The sequence below is a fragment of the Microcoleus sp. SVA1B4 genome, assembly GCF_036700545.1.
Classification (GTDB): domain Bacteria; phylum Cyanobacteriota; class Cyanobacteriia; order Cyanobacteriales; family Microcoleaceae; genus Microcoleus.
On sequence record NZ_JAUBPB010000042.1, the window covers coordinates 10,765 to 28,732 of the forward strand.

21 protein-coding genes are annotated in these 17,968 nt (G+C 43.8%); 9 read left to right on the forward strand and 12 right to left on the reverse strand.

Going from position 1 to position 17,968, the window contains the following annotated elements:
- Positions 1-344: 344 nt before the first annotated feature.
- The gene (locus tag QT987_RS18835) at positions 345-1,613 is read right to left on the reverse strand and encodes a lipid-A-disaccharide synthase (RefSeq protein ID WP_333242802.1); all 1,269 of its coding nucleotides are present in this window, start codon (positions 1,611-1,613) and stop codon (positions 345-347) included.
- A 36-nt stretch (positions 1,614-1,649) separates the two neighbouring features.
- Here QT987_RS18835 and QT987_RS18840 point away from each other — a divergent pair, with 36 nt between their 5' ends.
- From QT987_RS18840 to QT987_RS18850, 3 genes are all read left to right on the forward strand, one after another.
- Positions 1,650-2,126, forward strand: a complete 477-nt coding sequence (locus QT987_RS18840) for an ankyrin repeat domain-containing protein (RefSeq protein WP_333242805.1) — start codon at positions 1,650-1,652, stop codon at positions 2,124-2,126.
- Between the two features lie 218 nt (positions 2,127-2,344).
- Positions 2,345-2,533, forward strand: coding sequence for a hypothetical protein (locus QT987_RS18845; protein ID WP_333054079.1), 189 nt, complete (start codon positions 2,345-2,347; stop codon positions 2,531-2,533).
- An 18-nt stretch (positions 2,534-2,551) separates the two neighbouring features.
- Positions 2,552-3,004 (forward strand): Uma2 family endonuclease, encoded by a 453-nt coding sequence (locus QT987_RS18850; protein ID WP_333242893.1) that lies wholly within the window; start codon positions 2,552-2,554, stop codon positions 3,002-3,004.
- Between the two features lie 80 nt (positions 3,005-3,084).
- Here QT987_RS18850 and QT987_RS18855 read toward each other — a convergent pair whose 3' ends face one another.
- The 3 genes from QT987_RS18855 to QT987_RS18865 all read right to left on the reverse strand — a co-directional run bounded on the left by QT987_RS18855 (position 3,085) and on the right by QT987_RS18865 (position 6,561).
- On the reverse strand, positions 3,085-4,137 hold the full coding sequence (locus QT987_RS18855) for a calcium-binding protein (protein ID WP_333242808.1): 1,053 nt from the start codon (positions 4,135-4,137) through the stop codon (positions 3,085-3,087).
- 251 nt (positions 4,138-4,388) lie between these two features.
- The gene (locus QT987_RS18860) at positions 4,389-5,426 is read right to left on the reverse strand and encodes a calcium-binding protein (RefSeq protein WP_333212321.1); all 1,038 of its coding nucleotides are present in this window, start codon (positions 5,424-5,426) and stop codon (positions 4,389-4,391) included.
- 151 nt (positions 5,427-5,577) lie between these two features.
- Positions 5,578-6,561, reverse strand: coding sequence for a calcium-binding protein (locus tag QT987_RS18865; RefSeq protein WP_333242811.1), 984 nt, complete (start codon positions 6,559-6,561; stop codon positions 5,578-5,580).
- A gap of 534 nt (positions 6,562-7,095) precedes the next feature.
- Between QT987_RS18865 and QT987_RS18870 the strand changes: the two genes are divergently transcribed.
- From QT987_RS18870 to QT987_RS18885, 4 genes are all read left to right on the forward strand, one after another.
- Complete coding sequence (locus QT987_RS18870) at positions 7,096-11,091, forward strand: magnesium chelatase subunit H (protein WP_333242814.1); 3,996 nt, start codon at positions 7,096-7,098, stop codon at positions 11,089-11,091.
- A 120-nt stretch (positions 11,092-11,211) separates the two neighbouring features.
- Positions 11,212-13,299 (forward strand): DUF262 domain-containing HNH endonuclease family protein, encoded by a 2,088-nt coding sequence (locus QT987_RS18875; RefSeq protein ID WP_333242818.1) that lies wholly within the window; start codon positions 11,212-11,214, stop codon positions 13,297-13,299.
- A gap of 45 nt (positions 13,300-13,344) precedes the next feature.
- On the forward strand, positions 13,345-13,536 hold the full coding sequence (locus QT987_RS18880) for a type II toxin-antitoxin system HicB family antitoxin (RefSeq protein WP_333242820.1): 192 nt from the start codon (positions 13,345-13,347) through the stop codon (positions 13,534-13,536).
- Positions 13,537-13,566: 30 nt separating this feature from the next.
- On the forward strand, positions 13,567-13,773 hold the full coding sequence (locus tag QT987_RS18885; RefSeq protein ID WP_333242823.1) for a type II toxin-antitoxin system HicB family antitoxin: 207 nt from the start codon (positions 13,567-13,569) through the stop codon (positions 13,771-13,773).
- 108 nt (positions 13,774-13,881) lie between these two features.
- Here the strand turns inward: QT987_RS18885 and QT987_RS18890 are convergent, their stop codons facing one another.
- The 7 genes from QT987_RS18890 to QT987_RS18920 all read right to left on the reverse strand — a co-directional run bounded on the left by QT987_RS18890 (position 13,882) and on the right by QT987_RS18920 (position 15,887).
- Entirely contained in the window at positions 13,882-14,241 is a 360-nt protein-coding gene (locus tag QT987_RS18890; RefSeq protein WP_333242826.1) for a DUF5615 family PIN-like protein, read from the reverse strand.
- A gap of 3 nt (positions 14,242-14,244) precedes the next feature.
- A complete protein-coding gene (locus QT987_RS18895) occupies positions 14,245-14,469 on the reverse strand; it encodes a DUF433 domain-containing protein (RefSeq protein ID WP_333031785.1) in 225 nt (74 codons plus the stop codon).
- A gap of 79 nt (positions 14,470-14,548) precedes the next feature.
- The gene (locus QT987_RS18900) at positions 14,549-14,761 is read right to left on the reverse strand and encodes a hypothetical protein (RefSeq protein ID WP_333242828.1); all 213 of its coding nucleotides are present in this window, start codon (positions 14,759-14,761) and stop codon (positions 14,549-14,551) included.
- A gap of 42 nt (positions 14,762-14,803) precedes the next feature.
- Entirely contained in the window at positions 14,804-15,004 is a 201-nt protein-coding gene (locus tag QT987_RS18905) for a hypothetical protein (RefSeq protein ID WP_333242831.1), read from the reverse strand.
- 121 nt (positions 15,005-15,125) lie between these two features.
- Positions 15,126-15,386, reverse strand: a complete 261-nt coding sequence (locus tag QT987_RS18910; RefSeq protein WP_333242834.1) for a type II toxin-antitoxin system RelE/ParE family toxin — start codon at positions 15,384-15,386, stop codon at positions 15,126-15,128.
- Positions 15,386-15,601: a hypothetical protein gene (locus QT987_RS18915; protein WP_333242838.1), complete on the reverse strand. Its 216-nt coding sequence runs from the start codon at positions 15,599-15,601 to the stop codon at positions 15,386-15,388. Before QT987_RS18915 ends, QT987_RS18910 begins: the two co-directional genes overlap by 1 nt.
- Positions 15,602-15,671: 70 nt before the next feature.
- Positions 15,672-15,887, reverse strand: coding sequence for a hypothetical protein (locus tag QT987_RS18920; protein ID WP_333242841.1), 216 nt, complete (start codon positions 15,885-15,887; stop codon positions 15,672-15,674).
- A 138-nt stretch (positions 15,888-16,025) separates the two neighbouring features.
- Here QT987_RS18920 and QT987_RS18925 point away from each other — a divergent pair, with 138 nt between their 5' ends.
- Entirely contained in the window at positions 16,026-16,310 is a 285-nt protein-coding gene (locus QT987_RS18925) for a BrnT family toxin (RefSeq protein ID WP_332945908.1), read from the forward strand.
- Entirely contained in the window at positions 16,285-16,542 is a 258-nt protein-coding gene (locus QT987_RS18930) for a BrnA antitoxin family protein (protein WP_333227602.1), read from the forward strand. Before QT987_RS18925 ends, QT987_RS18930 begins: the two co-directional genes overlap by 26 nt.
- Before the next feature lie 99 nt (positions 16,543-16,641).
- Here the strand turns inward: QT987_RS18930 and QT987_RS18935 are convergent, their stop codons facing one another.
- Positions 16,642-17,853 carry a glycosyltransferase family 2 protein gene (locus QT987_RS18935; RefSeq protein ID WP_333242844.1) on the reverse strand — a complete coding sequence of 404 codons (1,212 nt, stop codon included), beginning with the start codon at positions 17,851-17,853 and terminating at the stop codon, positions 16,642-16,644.
- Positions 17,854-17,968 lie beyond the last annotated feature (115 nt).

The window sequence follows — 17,968 nt, forward strand, 5'->3', positions numbered from 1 at the left end:
AGATTGAGTTGGGGGGGCGGGTTTATTTAGATCGTGAATTACCGTCAGAGATTTGTGGTGAACCCGCCCCTACGATAAAAATCAAATTATTTCCTATTTTATTTATAAAATACTGGAATAATGCAGATTGAGTTGGGGGGGCGGGTTTATTTAGATCGTGAATTACCGTCAGAGATTTGTGGTGAACCCGCCCCTACGATACAAATCAAATTATTTCCTATTTTATTTATAAAATACGGGAATAATGCAGATTGAGATTTACCGTTGGGTGGGGGCGGGTTTATTTAAATGATGAATTACCGTCAGAGATTTGTGGTGAACCCGCCCCTACGAGGTTTTATTGATTATTGCACCTCAATTTCTTCACAAACCAATTCAGCAATTTTTTTCGCCGCCCCCGATTCTCCTCGAACCGCACGCAAACGATCGCCCATTTGTGCTAATTTATCAGGATGGCTCAAATAGTCGATCGCCAATTGAGCAATTACTTCCGCTTCCAGATTCCCAATCAACTCCGGCACAATCTCTTCCCGTGCCCAAATATTCGGCCAAGCATAAAGCTTTCCCTTTCCCAATTGCCAGATTAGCCAATTAATCACCGTCGCAAAAACTGAACCGACTAACGGCAAATTGGCCAGCAATCCCGGCAAACCATCCCAAGCTTTCATCGCATCCAATTGCTGCGTCGGAATCAAAACAATCATCGGTACGGCTAACGAACCCAATTCGGCAGTATTCGCTCCCACAGTAGTTAAACACAGGCTGCATTCTGATAGCAAATCGTAGGCGGGTGTCTGCGTCCAAAGTTCTATTTGTAAGTTATTTGCTGTCTGCAAAAACGGTCGTTCTGTTAACTGAAGTTCGGCGCTAGCGTTCTCAAATAAATTCAGGCAAGGATTTTGTTCCGGGTCGGCAAAACGTGCTAAAGTTTGCACATCTATGGTAGGAGCAACGGGAATTACAAAGCGAGTTTCAGGGCGAAGGCGATGGATGGATTGGGCGATCGACAAACATAACGGTACACCTAAAGCTAATTTAGCCGCTTTAGAACCGGGCAACAATCCAATTAATTCTATTTTTGTACGAGGCAGAGCCTCTGGATATGCGTTTCCAGGCATAGCCTGGGAACGAGCTACTTCCGCAATTAAATCTCCAACAACTGTAAATTTATTAGCATATTTTTGGGGAATTTTAGCAAAAACTTCCGGTTTCATCGCCGCAAATTTATCAATCCAGCGATACCACCGCGCGTCCCATTCAGCATAAATAACAGTGCGATATTTTAGCCTTTTGCCAATAACAACCGTAAAAAATTGATCGCCGCCTAAAAACAAAACAACTCCTGTTTCATACCAATCCCAATTTTCAGCAGTTTTGCCGGATAATAAGAATGGAAAAAAATGCTCCGGTGCTTGCACTCTGTCAACTTCTGGGTAGGAAGATGCGATTTGTGCTTCTTTCCCGGTGGCGTGCGGACAGGGGGACAGCACCACAGAGATGCGCGCTTGAGTGCCCACATTCCCCAATTGCTCGCGCAAAGCTTGCACGGCGGGACGCACCCAAGTTGCCAATTCTCCGGGGCCGTTGGAGAGGATTAAAATATCTACTGCCATAGGATTTAAGATTTGAAAGGATGCAACGGAGATTTTATGACAGATTTAATTAATGCCGTCAAGACGGGTGATATGGCGGCTGTAGAAAGTGCGATCGAACAGCGTGCAGATATCAATGCTAAAGATGAGGAAGGTGCGACGGCTTTGACGACTGGGGCTGAGGCTGGCAATTCGGCGATCGTCAACAAATTGCTGGCGGCTGGTGCGGATGTCAACAGTCAGGATAATGACGGGTGGACGCCGTTAATGAGTGCCGCTGCTGCCGGACATACGGAGATTGTACAGCTTTTGCTGGAGGCGGGGGCGGATGTGAATGCTAAAACTAATTTTGGTTTGACGGCTTTGATGAGTGCTGCAGGTAGCGGGCGCACTCAAGTTGTGGAATTTTTAATCGATAAAGGAGCTGATATCAAAGCGTATGATAATAATACTTGGACTGCCTTAATTTGGGCGTCTTCGGAGGGCCACAAAGATGCGGTTGAGGTTTTGAAGCTAGCGCGCGATCGGCATTAGAACTATTGCCAAAATACAATGCACCCCACCCCAACCCTCCCCTTAGTAAGGGGAGGGGGCAAGATTATTCTTGTTTCCCCCCTTAATAAGGGGGGACTAAGGGGGGTGAATTTGACTTTTGCCAGATATAATATATTAAAAACTTAGAAACCGGGTTTATTCGAGAAACCCGGTTTCTGGAGGGTACAATTAATGAATAAATTTGCCCTTTTCCTATCATGGTACTATTCGATCGAGAAATGCGTTTGCCAACTAGCGCGGAACTTCCTTCTTCGGATGATACTCCTGTGGATAACGAAAATCAAAACTTTCTTCCCAACTTACTGTTATTCTTGCTCAAATTTCACTGGCTGCAGCGGAACGACTGGTTTTTTGCCGTGGATATGGGAGTTTATCACACGACGTGAGTAAGTCATCTGGTTCCAATTGTTCCTGACGGCTTCTTGAGTTTGGGTGTCGAAAGATTCAAAGGCGATACTTTGCGCCTTAGTTACGTCCTGTGGGAAGAAAATAATATTCCCCCGATTTTTGCCCTAGAGATTGTTTCTCAAACTTACGGCGGTGAATACGATAAAAAAATTGATATTTATGCCCGGTTGGGCGTGCTGTACTATGTGATTTACAATCCCTACTACTGGCGACGAGACCAACATCAACCGTTTGAAGTTTATCGTTTGGTAAATGGCGAGTACGAACAGCAAATTGGTGAACCTTTCTGGATGCCGGAAGTGGGTTTAGGCATTGGTCGAGGTCGTTACAGCGATGGGGAAACACCGTTGGAGGTTTTGTACTGGTTTGACGAACGAGGTAGTAGGTATTTGACGGCTGAAGAATTGGTAGCTCAATATCGCGATCGCTTCGGCGAGTTGCCGGAATAGGCAAGTGCGATCGCCCATTTTTTGAAAGTGCGATCGTACCAACAGCACACCAATGCCACTCCCGAATAGGTGCGATAATTCTATCCAATTAAAAGTGTGGCAAAAGGCGATTCTGGTAATAGATTCAACTTGAGATTTCCGCCACCTTCAATAACCGCGATCGTGTCAAAGCGACTAACTTGAGTAACTCCATTTTGAAAATCCGTGGGAAAGCCGTTCGTTTGGATAGCTAAATCTCGATTATTGTTGATCGGAACAATCAAGAATTGCTCTAAATCATACCCTGCTAGCTGGATGCTGTCCTGACCTTGGGTAAAGTTCCGAATAGTAGCAAAACCCGACCCGATGTAGAACTGTGCGATTCCGGCCGGGTTCCCCTTACTGCCTACTAAAGGTGTACCAAGTACAAATGTATCGCGGCCACTACCGCCAAGGAGAGTATCGAATTCATTGTTGCCGTCACTTTCATAATTTCTACCGGAACCAAAGCCATTACCTGTACCTAAACCTACTTCAACTCCAATTAATTCAACTTTCCCCATCCCGGAACCAGTCAGGATGTCATTCCCGGAAGTTCCGACAAAAGTAGCAGACCGATTTGGCTCGTTTTTGCCGAAATTGACGTAATGTTCGCGACCAGTTTTCAAGGCTCCCGATTCTACAAACGGCAGAATGTCGAGGTTTTTTTGTAAGTATTCCGGTTCCAATAAAGAAGTCCCAAACTGACCGTCTTTGATGCCGAATTCAATGAAATGCTGGTAGCCATTTTTAAAAGTTCCATTCTGAATAAACGGCTGCAACTGTCGGTTATTTGCTACATAAAACGCTTCGTCATACTCAGCGGATACGCGAGTGCGACCTTCTTCGTAACCGAACTGGATAAAGTGGTCTAGCCCGGTCGCAAAAGGCGCATTTGGGTTGTTGGGGGTGCGGACTAAGGTAGCGATGTCGGGGTTGCCCGCAAGGTAAGTAGCTTCGTCAAAATATCGCGATACTTTAGTTAAGCCCCCGGCTTGACCGAATTTTTCAAAGTGTTCTTTTCCAGATTGGATAACTCCTGCATCAATGGCTGGTTTCACCCAAGGATATTGAGCAAGGTAGTATTTTTCGTCAAAAATTGCGTAACTAGCCATGTTTTCCTACTGCGGCTTTAATGAGCTGTTTATGCAATTTATCAATAATCCAGAACTGAGACAATTACCTGATCGGGTGATTTTTTCCAATTGTCAGTCAAATCTCATTTAAGCTCTATAAAGATGTCGTAATTCATCGTTTTTTATTGGAGAACGTAAAGTGCGATCGCGGAATGCGAGTTGTTGGCATAGGAAAGTGCGATCGCACTCCCCAGCAGCAATCAGGCAAATCCTGAATACCTTCGATATTTCTACCCAAGTAAAGCTCTAAAAAAACTAGAGTCTGGTAATGGATTCAACTTGAGATTTCCGCCACCTTCAATAACAGCCAGCGTGTCAAAGCTACTAATTTCTGTAACTCCATTTTTAACGACGGGCAAGCCGTTGGTTTGAATAGCTAAATCTCGATTATTGTTAATGGGAAACACCAATAATTCCTCTAAGGAAGTCCTTACTAGCTGAATATTATCCTGACCTTGGGTAAAGTTCCGAATTGTCGCAAAACCCGGCCCGATGTAGAACTGTTGGAGGTTCGACAAGCCCCCCATCGTGCCTAGTGGCAACTCTGACAAGTCGCCGAGCACGAATGTATCGCGACCGCTACCGCCAATTAGAGTATCGAATTCATTGCTGCCGTCACTTTCATACCGTCGAAGGCCCCTAGGGGCTTCTACTTCAACTCCAATTAATTCGACCTTCCCCACCCCTAAACCAGTGAGGATGTCATTGCCGGAAGTTCCGACAAAAGTCACCGGCCGACCGGTCGGATCGAATTGCCCAACCTTGAAATAGTATTCGCGAGGGGTTTTCAAGGTTCCAGATATGATCAGCCCAGCGGCCTCGTTATTGAAGAATTGTGGTTCAAAGAAAGAAGTAGGCAACCGACCGTCTTTTACCCCGAATTGAATGAAATGCTGGTAGCCATTTTTAAACGTTCCATTCTGAATAAACGGCTGCAAATCTCGGTTAGTTGCTACATAAAACGCTTCGTCATACTCAGGCGATACGCGAGTGCGACCTTCTTCGTAACCGTATTGGATAAAGTGATCTAAGCCTGTAGCAAAAGGCGCATTTGGATTGTTAGGAGTGCGGACAAAGGGTTTAAGCTCTGGATTTCCCTCAAGGTAAGTTTCTTCGTCAAAATACCGCGATATTTTTGTGAGGCCGGCGGCTTGACCAAATTTTTCAAAGTGTTCTCTTCCAGATTTGATGATGCCTGCATCAATGGCTGGTTTCAGCCACGGATATTGCGAAAGGTAGTATTGTTCGTCGAAGATATCGTAATTCATAGTTGGCTGTTTAAAGTAAAGTGCGATCGTACTTTTTTATAAAACCATCGCTCACCATCAATAAAAAATCATTAATCATCAGCATTAGCTAATAACTAATGACTAATGACTAATGACTAATGACCAATGACTAATGACCAGTGACCAATGACTATCCAATCAAGAAAGTACCATTACCGTTAGATTCTTGGAAGCTTAAACCCAAGCTTGCTCCTCCTTCAATCACGCCTAGCACGTCTCCAAAACGCTGGATTGACAAATTGCTACCAACCGGAGTCAGGCTGTAGCCGTTTAAAGAAGTTCCTTGCAGTTGGATAAAATCGTTTTCTATGTCGAAGTTGCGAATGGTAGCTTGACCGTTACCCAAATACAGCGGTGTCGGGGTGACATTCCCGGCTGTAGCAGGAACTCCGAGTACGAATCTATCAGCTCCCGGACCACCAATCAGGACATCGAATTCATTTGTGCCAAAGCTTTCATACTGCCGATTGCCTTGGGGATCAATACCTACTTCCACTCCCACAAGTTCGACATCGCCCACGCCCACACCAGTTAAAACATCGTTGGTACGGGTGCCGACAAAAGTCGCGTCGCGGGCAGGCTCAAATTGTCCAAAATTGAAAAAGTGTTCGCGCCCTGTTTTCAAGTTTCCAGAGTTGACAAACGGCACGATGTCGGGGTTTTCTTTTAAGTATTCCGGTTCAAAAAATGAAGTCCCAAACCGACCTTCTTTTGCCCCGAATTGAATGAAATGCTGGTAGCCTGATTTGAAAGTTCCGTTTTGAATAAACGGTTGGAGTTCAGAGTTGTTTGCTAAATAAAAGCTTTCGTTGTATTCGGGTGATACTTGGGCGCGGCGCTGTCCTTCATCGTAACCGAACTGGATAAAGTGATCGAGGCCTGTAGCAAAAGGTGCGTTTGGGTTGACTGTGCGGACAAAGGCTGCGAGGTCTTGATTCCCAGCAAGGTAAGCATTTTCGTCAAAATAACGCGATACTTTGGTTAGACTGCCGGCTTGACCAAATTTTTCAAAGTGTTCTCTCCCAGATGAGATGACTCCGGCGTCAATGGCTGGTTTGACCCAAGGATATGAAGCCAGGTAGAATTGTTCGTCGAAAATTGCGTAGTTAGCCATGTTTTTCCCCTAAAGTTTTGATGAGTTTGATCGTGAATATTCATTAGTTTTCGATGAACTGGAGCGCCGATCAGGAATTTACACCAAACGGACGTTATAAAATGGTTTTAAGTTCCTGGCAAATATCACTTTTTGTGACTCAGCAATTATCCGAAGGCTACATTCTGCCTTCAAAAATTATACCTTTTTCCCCTCAGTTAATTGCTCTATCGCAAGTGTGATCAATTCTACAAAAGTGGGAACTTTTTTCAGGATTTTTTTCTCAATTTTTTGTTAATTTTAAATTATTTTTATCCTAATAATTAATCGTATACACATATTTTCAATAAAGTCAAGTAAATTTTTGTAAATAAAAATTGGAGTATTTGCTCAAGGAATTTATAAAAAAATGTAACGAAAAGTTGACCTAAATTTGTCGAATTGTGTCATGTGCAGGCTCAAATCGCCTAATGGCAAGCGTTTTCTGGTAAAAATGCTTATGGGATAAAAAAATTCCCGATTCCCGAAAACAGCATCTTAAAGGAGCCTAACCGGATGTTCACTCACGTCAAGCCCACCATTCGCCACGTCGTGCCGGAAAACTTGCAGGGGCGATCGCTCATGAAGGTGGTCTATGTCGTACTGGAACCGCAGTATCAAAGCGCCCTGTCGGCAGCGGTTCGATCGATAAACCAGAAAAATCCGAATTTGGCAATAGAAATCAGCGGCTACCTGATCGAGGAACTTCGCAGCCCGGAAAATTACGAAGCCTTCAAGCGGGATGTGGCGGATGCCAATGTATTTATTGCTTCTCTAATTTTCATCGAAGATTTGGCAGAAAAAGTGGTAGCGGCAGTGGAACCGCTGCGCGACAGCTTGGATGTCGCCGTCGTCTTCCCGTCAATGCCAGGGGTGATGCGCCTCAATAAAATGGGCAGTTTCTCGATGGCACAGTTGGGACAAAGCAAAAGTGCGATCGGCGAATTCATGAAAAAACGGAAGGAAAAATCCGGGAGTTCCTTCCAAGACGGAATGCTGAAACTGCTGCAAACTTTGCCGAAAGTGCTGAAATATTTGCCCATCGACAAAGCCCAAGATGCCCGCAACTTCATGCTGAGTTTCCAGTATTGGCTGGGGGGTTCCCAAGAAAACTTGGAAAACTTCTTGCTGATGCTGTCACATAAATATGTCTTCAAAGGCCAGTCACAGCCTACTTTCCAAGAACCTGTTGTCTACCCAGACATGGGAATTTGGCATCCTTTGGCATCGTCGATGTTTGAAGATGTAAAAGCATATCTGACCTGGTTTAATGCCCGTACAGATATTTCTGCGGATCTCAAAGATCCCCTCGCACCTTGCATTGGTTTAGTGTTGCAACGCACTCACTTAGTCACCGGAGATGACGCGCACTATGTAGCAATGGTGCAGGAATTGGAGGCAATGGGGGCGCGAGTTGTACCGATTTTTGCCGGCGGTTTGGACTTCTCGAAACCAGTGGAAACTTTTTTCTTGGAAGTCGGGGCAAAAGGTGTGACACCTCTGCCGATTGTTGATGCGGTGGTTTCTCTGACTGGTTTTGCTTTGGTGGGCGGCCCGGCGAAACAAGATCACCCGAAGGCGATCGAGACTTTGAAAAAGCTAAACTGCCCTTACATGGTGGCTTTGCCGCTGGTTTTCCAAACGACAGAAGAATGGGAAGATAGCGATTTAGGCTTGCACCCGATTCAAGTTGCCCTGCAAGTTGCGATTCCTGAGTTGGATGGTGCGATCGAACCGATTATTGTGTCGGGACGCGATGGCGCAACTGGCAAGGCGATCGCCCTGCAAGATAGAATCGAAGCCATTTCCCAGCGCGCCATGAAATGGGCAATGCTGCGCCGCAAACCAAAATTAGATAAAAAAGTTGCGATCACAGTTTTCAGTTTTCCGCCAGACAAAGGCAACGTCGGAACAGCCGCTTACTTGGACGTTTTCGGCTCGATTTACGAAGTATTGAAAGCCTTAAAAGGTAACGGTTACGACTTGCCAGAATTGCCGGATTCCGCCGAGAAACTGATGCAAGAAGTCATCCACGACGCAACAGCCCAATACCAAAGTCCCGAATTAAATATTGCTTACCGGATGTCCGTAGCTGAATACGAAGAATTCACTCCTTACTCGGAACGGTTGCAAGAAAATTGGGGGCCGCCTCCGGGACATTTGAACAGCGACGGACAAAATTTGCTGATTTTTGGCAAACATTTTGGCAATGTGTTTATCGGAGTGCAACCTACTTTTGGATACGAAGGCGATCCGATGCGGTTGTTATTCTCTCGTTCTGCTAGCCCGCACCACGGTTTTGCTGCTTACTATACATATTTGGAGCGCATTTGGGGTGCGGATGCGGTGCTGCACTTTGGCACTCATGGTTCGCTAGAATTCATGCCCGGTAAGCAGATGGGAATGTCTGTCGATTGTTATCCTGACAGTTTGATCGGCAAGATTCCTAACCTCTATTATTACGCTGCTAATAATCCGAGTGAGGCAACAATTGCTAAGCGCCGCAGTTATGCTGAAACAATCAGTTATCTGACTCCTCCGGCTGAAAATGCTGGGTTGTACAAAGGTTTGCAGGAACTCAGCGAGTTAATTGCTTCTTATCAAACTTTGAAAGAGACTGGGCGCGGTGTGCCGATTGTGGATGCGATCGTCGAAAAATGCCGTTTGGTGAATTTGGATAAGGATATCGCGTTACCTCCCGAACAAGAACGAGGGGTTGCTGCGGATATGACTGCCGAGGAACGGGATAATTTAGTTGGCTTGGTTTACCGCAAGTTGATGGAGATTGAGTCGCGGTTGTTACCTTGCGGTTTGCACGTGATCGGTAAGCCACCGACTGCTGAAGAGGCGATCGCAACTTTGGTTAACATTGCCAATTTAGACCGGGAAGAAGACGGATTAATCAGTTTGTCGCGGATTATTGCTCAAAGTCTCGATCGGAATATTGACGATATCTACACCAACAACGACAAAGGCATTTTAGCAGATGTTGAATTGTTGCAAAACATCACCTTAGCCTGTCGCGATGCTGTTAGCGCTTTGGTGAAGGAACAAACCGATGCTGAGGGTAGAGTTTCCCTGGTTTCTAAGTTGAATTTCTTCAACATGGGCAAGAAAACACCTTGGATTGATGCGCTGCACGCCGCCGGTTATAAAAAGGTCGATCCAGAACTGATTAAACCGCTGTTTGAGTATCTGGAATTCTGCTTGCAGCAAGTTTGTGCCGATAACGAATTAGGCGCTTTGTTGCGCGCCCTAGAAGGCGAATACATTATCCCTGGCCCAGGCGGCGATCCGATTCGCAACCCGGATGTTTTGCCGACTGGGAAGAATATGCACGCTTTGGACCCGCAGTCAATCCCCACCACAGGGGCGATTAAGTCTGCTAAGGTTGTAGTCGATCGGCTGTTAGAAAGACAGCGCGTTGATAACGGCGGAAATTACCCAGAGACGATCGCCGTTGTGTTGTGGGGAACCGACAACATCAAGACATACGGCGAATCCCTCGCCCAAGTAATGTGGATGGTGGGAGTGAAGCCAGTACCCGACGCATTGGGCCGGGTAAACAAACTCGAATTGCTTTCTTTAGAAGAGTTGGGACGCCCTCGGATCGACGTAGTAATTAACTGTTCCGGCGTATTCCGCGACTTGTTCATCAACCAAATGAATTTGTTAGATAAAGCCGTGAAAATGGCAGCGGAAGCCGACGAACCGTTAGAGATGAACTTCGTTCGCAAACACGCCCTGAAGCAAGCGGAAGAAATGGGAATTAACCTGCGACAAGCAGCAACCCGCGTATTTTCCAATGCTTCTGGTTCCTATTCATCTAACGTCAACTTGGCGGTGGAAAACAGCACTTGGGAAAGCGAAGCCGAGTTGCAGGAAATGTACTTAACTCGCAAATCCTTCGCCTTTTCTTCCGACAATCCGGGAACAATGGAACAAGATCGGCAGATTTTTGAATCATCCTTGAAAACTGCTGAAGTCACCTTCCAAAACTTAGATTCTGCCGAGATTTCCCTAACCGACGTGTCGCACTATTTCGACTCTGATCCGACTAAATTGATCGGCAGTTTGCGCGCAGATGGGAAGAAACCAGCATCCTTTGTTGCTGATACCACCACAGCCAACGCGCAGGTGCGGACGCTATCAGAAACCGTGCGTTTAGATTCGCGGACTAAGCTGCTGAATCCGAAGTGGTACGAGGGGATGTTGTCGCACGGCTATGAAGGCGTGCGGGAGATTTCTAAGCGTCTGGTGAATACAACTGGATGGAGTGCGACGGCGGGCGCTGTGGATAATTGGGTGTATGAGGATGTCAACACTACGTTTATCCAAGATGAGGAGATGCAGAAGCGTTTGCTTAACTTAAATCCTCATTCTTTCCGCAAGATTGTCAGCACTTTGCTTGAGGTGAATGGCCGGGGTTATTGGGAGACTTCGGAGAACAATTTGGATCGTCTGCGTGAACTTTATCAGGAGGTGGAAGACCGGATTGAGGGGGTAGAGTAGGATAGTTTGGGGCAGGCTTTTGGGCCTGCCTCTTGACTATGATTAGAATATTCCACTTGGTAGCGATACCTGTGGCTTAAGTGACGAACAAATCTTTAGATATATTTGGAGTGATTGGCAATGAAAGCAGATAGTTGGAAAATTGCCAAAGTTTTCAGTTCCGGTGGTGAAATTCATTATGTTATGCCCCACTTTCAACGCCAATATAGTTGGGAAAAAACTGAATGGGAAGTGTTATTAAAGGATGCGATCGCAATTTATGATGAATACGATCCCGAAAAAGAACCAGAACATTTTATAGGATCTCTGGTAGTCATCAATGATGGAACACGCGGCATAATGACAGCTTTTAACTTGGTTGATGGCCAGCAACGTTTGACAACCTTATCCTTACTATTTCTTGTTTTGCGGGATATTATCAAGCCCACCGATCAAAAGCTTGCTAAGAAAATCAATAAATTTGTAGTCAATTCAGATGAAGAAGGCGAAGGTGATGTTTATTTTAAACTTTTACCAACCAATAAATATGGCGATCGCCAAGCTTATCAAGCGATTATTTTAGAAGGAAATTATAAGCAATTTACTGAATCTGGCATACCTAAAGCTTATAATTATTTTCTTCCCGAAATCGAATCTAAAGTTAAAGAAGGTGAACTAGATATTGGTAAGTTTTTTACAGTATTACAGAACTGTTTTCAACTTGTTTTCATAGAACTTAATAAAGATGAAAATCCTTATCATATTTTTGAAAGTCTGAATGCCAAAGGCAAACCGTTAACTCAGGCAGATTTAGTCCGCAACTATATGGCGATGATGTTACCAACATCTCAGCAAGAAAATGCTTTTACTAAATATTGGGAAAAAATTGAGGGATTATTGCAAGAAAAACGAATAGTTGGGAAATCAGGGATGGGTGAATTAACGGCTTTTCTTCGGCATTATTTAGCAATGGAAACGAGAAATCTTTGTGCCGAATCCCATATTTATGCACGATTTCGTGATTATTGTAAAAAATTAGATGACCAAGCATTTGTCCTAGAAATTGCTAATCTCCTAAAATTTGCTGAATATTATGACAAACTACTGCGACCTGACAATGAAGACAACGAAAATATTAAAATAGTATTATTGCGCCTCAATACTTTCGACCTTTCTACTGCTTATCCGTTTTTATTAACGCTCTATAATGAGTATAAATCTCAAAAGATTGATCGTGAGGAGTTTATCGAATGCTTAAAATCACTAGAAAATTATTTGGTTCGTCGGTATATTTGTGGAAAACAAACAAACTATCTTAATAAAATGTTCCCCTCCATTTGGAAAGATGTAGAAGCAATGAAAAATGAAGATGAAGAAATCACTTTGCCAGAAGCTTTGCAAAAAGTTTTGATTGCCAAGCAATATCCTAATGATAATGATGTTAGACAATCAATTAAAAGCCGTCAACTTTATGAGAAAAACACTCACAAAATATGTCTTGTTATAGAAACAATTAATCGCCACTTGTCTAAGGGAAAAGGTGGGTTTACTGTCCTTGATCAAAAATCAACTATTGAGCATATTTTGCCACAAACGTCAAGCGAAGATTGGGAGAATGAACTTGGAGGTGAATTTCAACAAATCTACCGAGATTATTTACATACCTTGGGGAATTTAACTTTAGTTACTCCTGAGTGGAATTCACAACTTTCTAATTCATCATTTCTGGTGAAAAAGCAAAAACTGGCTGAACACGCTTTGCGAATTAATAGTGACTATTTTTCTCAAATTATTAACCGATGGGATGAAAAAGCTATTCTCGAACGAGCTAATTTTCTCAGCATTAAGTTTATCGAAATTTGGCCATCTCTTGGAGAACATGAAGTATTTCCTACTCGCACATCCGGTAAGCCAAGCTTGATTAAAATCTGTGGTGACGAAATTCCACTTCCTAAGCAAACCTGGCGACAAGTTACAATTCAATGCTGTGAGTGGGTGATTAAAAATAGATCGGATCGCTTTGAAAAGGCTAGAAATTTACTTAAACCTCATTTCCAAGAGAATCGCCCGGATAAAAATAGTGATGGAAATGAATGGCAGAAGTTAACAAATGGATATTGGGTTAATTTACACAAACCTGCGAAGGATCATAGAAAATTTTGTCGTCGTTTTCTAGAAGCAGTTGGGATCTCAGAAGACGATTGGAGTATCGAATATGTCAGTGATTAGGAATGATTATTTAGAGTTTTGTTAAAAGGAAGAAGTATTACAACCATGATGACTTACAAAGGTTACAGTGCTAGCATTGAAGTAGATTTAGAAGCGGAAATTATTTTCGGGCGAGTCCTCGATATTAATGACGTAGTGACTTTTAAGGCACAAACTATTGAAGAAGCTCGCCAAGAATTCCACAACTCCATCGATGATTATCTAGAGTTTTGCAAAGAATTAGGACAGGAACCCTAGCGACCTTTTTGAGTAAGGTGAAATTCCCTAATGAAGTACGAAGTCATCATTTACTGGAGTGAGGAAGACCAGGCATTTATTGCAGAAGTACCAGAATTGCCGGGATGTGCTGCGGATGGGGAAAATTATCAAGAAGCACTGCAAAATCTAGAAATTATGATGCAGGAGTGGATAGAAACGGCTAACGCACTGGGTCGCCCTATTCCTCAACCGAAAGGTCGCTTGATGTTTGCGTAGTTGAAATAGAATCACAGGCGATCGCCCTTATCTTCCTAAAGCGCGATCGCCCTTTTCTTCCTAAAGTACGATCGCCCTTTGCTTTCCAACACCAAACTAATTAACACCCTATATAAGCGGTTTTCTAAACCGATGTCCATCGGGTTCTACAACCACAAATGCCCCTTTTAGTTCTGCTTCAGAGTAATTTTCTATAACTCCTGCTAGTTCCTTGTGAACTTCATTCACCATTTTAGGTAAGACTCGAAGGTAAATCACACCTGTTCCGATCGCCCTCACAAAAACAAGATTTCCGTAATCTCTGTCTCGCGTAACCAGGATGCGATTTTCTGCTTGGGCTACTCTCAGTATTTCTTCATCACTTGCTTGCGTTAAACCCATTTGAGCGACAACAATTACATCATGTCCTGCATCAATCAAAAACTTTGTGGTGACAGCATATACATCTTGATCAATCAGAAATTTCATAATTTAAGCTAAGGCCAAATGCACATCTTCAGCCGCCACCAGTGCGATCGCATAACGCAAACACGCTCGAATATCATCCATTTCCAAATCTGGATAGTAGTCTCGGATAATTTCTCCAAAAGAAAGCCCTTCATTTAGTAATTCGAGAACGCTCTGTACAGTAATGCGCGTACCCATTATGCAAGGCTTACCGAAGTGAATTTGAGGGTTGACGGAGATTCTGTCCATTTTGACCACAGAGCTATATGTCTCTTCTATTTTAAGTCATCAGGTAGGCGATCGCAACCTGGATTTTTTACCAGCGCCCTTATTTACCAATCAGCCGATCGTACTCTGCGTGAGTACCAATCCAAAACCAAAAAATACCTGTTTTAATTTCAATACCCAACGCCCGATAAGCTTGTCCGGCCCTTAAATACAAATACTTACCAACCTTCTTAAAATGCAGAGAAGGATGAGACGGATCTGCCTTCAGCAACTCATAACACTGATCTGCTGTAGCTTGTACATTTGATGGCAAAGCATTGTAACAATCCCAAAACTTTCTCCTTCGTATAGTGCATTAAATCGCTCGATAATTACCACTCTCACAATCTGCGTTCGCCTCGGCTGCTAAAGCATCCAGTTTCCCCTCAGCAATATCTTTCTCTAACTGAACATCCCATCGTTGGTAATCCAACTTTAGAAACCACTCTAACAACTCTCCAATCTTGTTGGGCGGAAGTTGGAGAATCGCATTTTCTATCTGTTCAATAGTCCACATAAGCTATCTTAACTTACACTAAATTTCGTTGATTTTTTTGCTTGTTATTTATTATATCTCAATTCTGGATTCGGGGAAATACGATCGCCCTTAATTTTCCCAAAGCGCGATCGCACTTCAGTTAATCATAAATTTCTCTCCTGTGTCCAATCTGGTGAATAGTAATCACATTTAAATCATCATCAAAAGAATAAATTACCCGATAATCACCCACTCTTAACTTAAAGAAAACTGCCAGATTAGCCGACAACGGCATAGGAGTAATTTGTTCAAAATTTTCAGCCAACCAATTGATTTTATTACCTATACGCTCCTGCACAGCCAGGGTCAATCTTTCTTGGTTAACCAGAGCTTCTGCTGTCAACTCAACCGAATAGCTCATTACGATTTAATGCCGAGTTTTTGAGAAACTTCCCCAGGTTCGACGCTACTTTCTCCTGCTTGTTTGCGCTTCATTGACTCTAACAATTTCAGCTTGACTTCTTCCTTAACTTCTAAACCTGCATCAGGATCGCCCAAATATTCTTCTAAACACTGTTCCACGGTATGCCGAATTAAGTCCCGCAATTGGTCAACTGTCATGTCTTTGACTTGCATCTTAATCTCCTAGTCTGTAGGATTATCAATAAATAATAGCAACTTTAGTACGGTTGTATCTGTAACTGAGCTATCCATTCCATGAATCTCGTTCCTGATTCACATACTCTTGAGCATCAATTCCATTCCAAATTTCTTCACCCAACCCTTCTAATTCTAAAATGCTCCGCCTAGGTTTAGCCTGAACCCGGTGACGAACATATACTAATAATTTAGAGATGAGTCGCAGTTGCTCATCTGGTGCAAGTCTTAGAACCTGACTCAGTACCTCGCTATAAGTAGACATAGGCCTTATGTGGAGACTTTTTAGCTGATTGTCATTATAGCAATTTAGGATCGAAGGAAGTGCGATCGCCCTTATCTTCCCAAAGCGCGATCCGGTTATGCTATCTTATAAGTATATACGTTTTGTATATACACAATCATGCAGTTTGAATGGGATGAAAATAAAAACGCCCAAAACCTCAAAAAACATGGCATTAGCTTTGAAGAAGCTCAAGAAATCTTTGACGGAATCGTTTTTAATGCCATTGATGAGCGTTTTGACTACGGAGAAATCCGAGAAATCAGTATTGGTGCCATACAAGGTGTCGTTATCGTCACCGTAGCGCATACTGAAAGAAATGGAGCTATCCGCATCATCTCTGCAAGAAAAGCCACTCGTCAAGAAAAAAATACCTACTATGACTATCTCGCGCAAACGACTTGAAGAATTAGAGAATATTCCAGAATCTGCAATCGATACCTCTGATATTCCTGAATTAGATGCGAATTTTTGGGAAAAAGCAAAACTCGTAACACCACTGACAAAACAAGCTATTTCTTTAAGAGTTGATAGCGATGTATTAGATTGGTTTAAAAGCCAAGGAAAAGGCTATCAATCTCTAATGAACGCTGTGCTGCGTTCTTATGTTGAACATCACGTAAAAAGCAGTGAATAAATGTGCGATCGCCCCCATATTGCCTGCATTCCGATCGCCCTGAGCTTCCCCTGCATTGCGATTTAGTTTTGAGGAATGTTGGCAGTAACTTTAATGTTATCACCTACGCTTCAAGCTCAGCACGCTGAGAAAAAAGCTTGACAAAACCATCTGCAAACCGACAGTCAGGCAAGTGAGCGAGGGAATAACCAAACGCAGAGTTTTAGAAGGGTCGAGAGTCCCGAAAGCCGTTTCGCTCCAGATAGTTAATGACAAGAACGAGCCAACTATTCCGATTAAAATCAGCGTGACTCCGACAATCAATCCTGTCTCTAGGGTGAAATAGCGAAATATTTTGTTGAGTTTAGGGTCTTCGGGCAGGAATTTCTCGCTGATGGCGAAAATTTTGGTGAAAAAAGCGAAAGTTACTGCTTGAAAACCGATGATAATTGCGATCGCACCATAAAGCAGCGTGTGTACATCAAAGCTGATACTACCAATCTTTTGAGTACCGGGCAACAGCCAAATGCTAACAATTAGACCCCAAATCATCAGCGCAGTACCCGGATACAAAAACAGCCACCGAGGACTGTAAAGCAGCAAAAAGCGGAGGTGCCGCCAGCCATCTCGCCAAGTTCGCAAGTGCGGCGGACGGCTGCGGCCGTCGGGAGAAAGTACGGTTGGGATTTCAGTTATCCGCAGCTTGTATACAGAGGCCTTGACCACCATTTCGCTAGCAAATTCCATCCCCGTTGTTTGCAAGTCGAGTTTCAAAATTGAGTCTCTCCTAAAACCCCTGAGTCCGCAGTGAAAATCGCCGACGGGACTTGCAAAGAATAGCCGCCCAACCCATGTCAGCACCGGATTTCCTAAATATTTGTGCAGCGGCGGCATTGCACCCGGTTTGATGCCCCCTTGAAACCGGTTTCCCATTACTAAGTCGAAACCTTCTCGCAATTTGTTGACAAAAAAGCCGAGGTTGGAAAAATTGTAGCTGTCGTCAGCATCGCCCATGATAATATAAACTCCGCGCGCTGCGATGATGCCTCCCATCAGGGCGCTGCCGTAGCCTTTGGCTGCTACGGGTACGACTCTCGCTCCCATTCTGGTAGCGATAGCTTGAGAACCGTCAGTGCTACCGTTGTCTGCTATGATGACCTCGCCGGCAATATCAAGTTCGCGCAGGGACTTCTGCGCCTTCTCGATGCAGATTTCTAAAGTTTCTGCTTCGTTCAGACAAGGCATGAGTATCGATAGTTCTAGAGTATATTCTCCGCTTGGGTTGGTCTGCTCTGCCATATATTTGTTCCACTCTCGATCGCGATCGACCATACTTGATTTTCCCGTATCTCTGCTTAAAATATTAGTGGTGAATAAAACCTAGCCAAACTTAATTAAAGTTTTTCAGGTTTTTGGGAACGGCAATTTTTGATTGTACTATAGGTTA

Coding starts and splice junctions, on each gene's coding strand:
- QT987_RS18930 (WP_333227602.1), top strand. CDS start 16,285: ATGACTATCTCGCGCAAACGACTTGAAGAATTAGAGAATATTCCAGAA.
- QT987_RS18835 (WP_333242802.1), bottom strand. CDS start 1,613: ATGGCAGTAGATATTTTAATCCTCTCCAACGGCCCCGGAGAATTGGCA.
- QT987_RS18895 (WP_333031785.1), bottom strand. CDS start 14,469: ATGGACAGAATCTCCGTCAACCCTCAAATTCACTTCGGTAAGCCTTGC.
- QT987_RS18910 (WP_333242834.1), bottom strand. CDS start 15,386: ATGAGCTATTCGGTTGAGTTGACAGCAGAAGCTCTGGTTAACCAAGAA.
- QT987_RS18865 (WP_333242811.1), bottom strand. CDS start 6,561: ATGGCTAACTACGCAATTTTCGACGAACAATTCTACCTGGCTTCATAT.
- QT987_RS18855 (WP_333242808.1), bottom strand. CDS start 4,137: ATGGCTAGTTACGCAATTTTTGACGAAAAATACTACCTTGCTCAATAT.
- QT987_RS18935 (WP_333242844.1), bottom strand. CDS start 17,853: ATGGTCGATCGCGATCGAGAGTGGAACAAATATATGGCAGAGCAGACC.
- QT987_RS18840 (WP_333242805.1), top strand. CDS start 1,650: ATGACAGATTTAATTAATGCCGTCAAGACGGGTGATATGGCGGCTGTA.
- QT987_RS18875 (WP_333242818.1), top strand. CDS start 11,212: ATGAAAGCAGATAGTTGGAAAATTGCCAAAGTTTTCAGTTCCGGTGGT.
- QT987_RS18890 (WP_333242826.1), bottom strand. CDS start 14,241: ATGAAATTTCTGATTGATCAAGATGTATATGCTGTCACCACAAAGTTT.
- QT987_RS18920 (WP_333242841.1), bottom strand. CDS start 15,887: ATGTCTACTTATAGCGAGGTACTGAGTCAGGTTCTAAGACTTGCACCA.
- QT987_RS18885 (WP_333242823.1), top strand. CDS start 13,567: ATGAAGTACGAAGTCATCATTTACTGGAGTGAGGAAGACCAGGCATTT.
- QT987_RS18915 (WP_333242838.1), bottom strand. CDS start 15,601: ATGCAAGTCAAAGACATGACAGTTGACCAATTGCGGGACTTAATTCGG.
- QT987_RS18860 (WP_333212321.1), bottom strand. CDS start 5,426: ATGAATTACGATATCTTCGACGAACAATACTACCTTTCGCAATATCCG.
- QT987_RS18880 (WP_333242820.1), top strand. CDS start 13,345: ATGATGACTTACAAAGGTTACAGTGCTAGCATTGAAGTAGATTTAGAA.
- QT987_RS18925 (WP_332945908.1), top strand. CDS start 16,026: ATGCAGTTTGAATGGGATGAAAATAAAAACGCCCAAAACCTCAAAAAA.
- QT987_RS18905 (WP_333242831.1), bottom strand. CDS start 15,004: ATGTGGACTATTGAACAGATAGAAAATGCGATTCTCCAACTTCCGCCC.
- QT987_RS18870 (WP_333242814.1), top strand. CDS start 7,096: ATGTTCACTCACGTCAAGCCCACCATTCGCCACGTCGTGCCGGAAAAC.
- QT987_RS18845 (WP_333054079.1), top strand. CDS start 2,345: ATGGTACTATTCGATCGAGAAATGCGTTTGCCAACTAGCGCGGAACTT.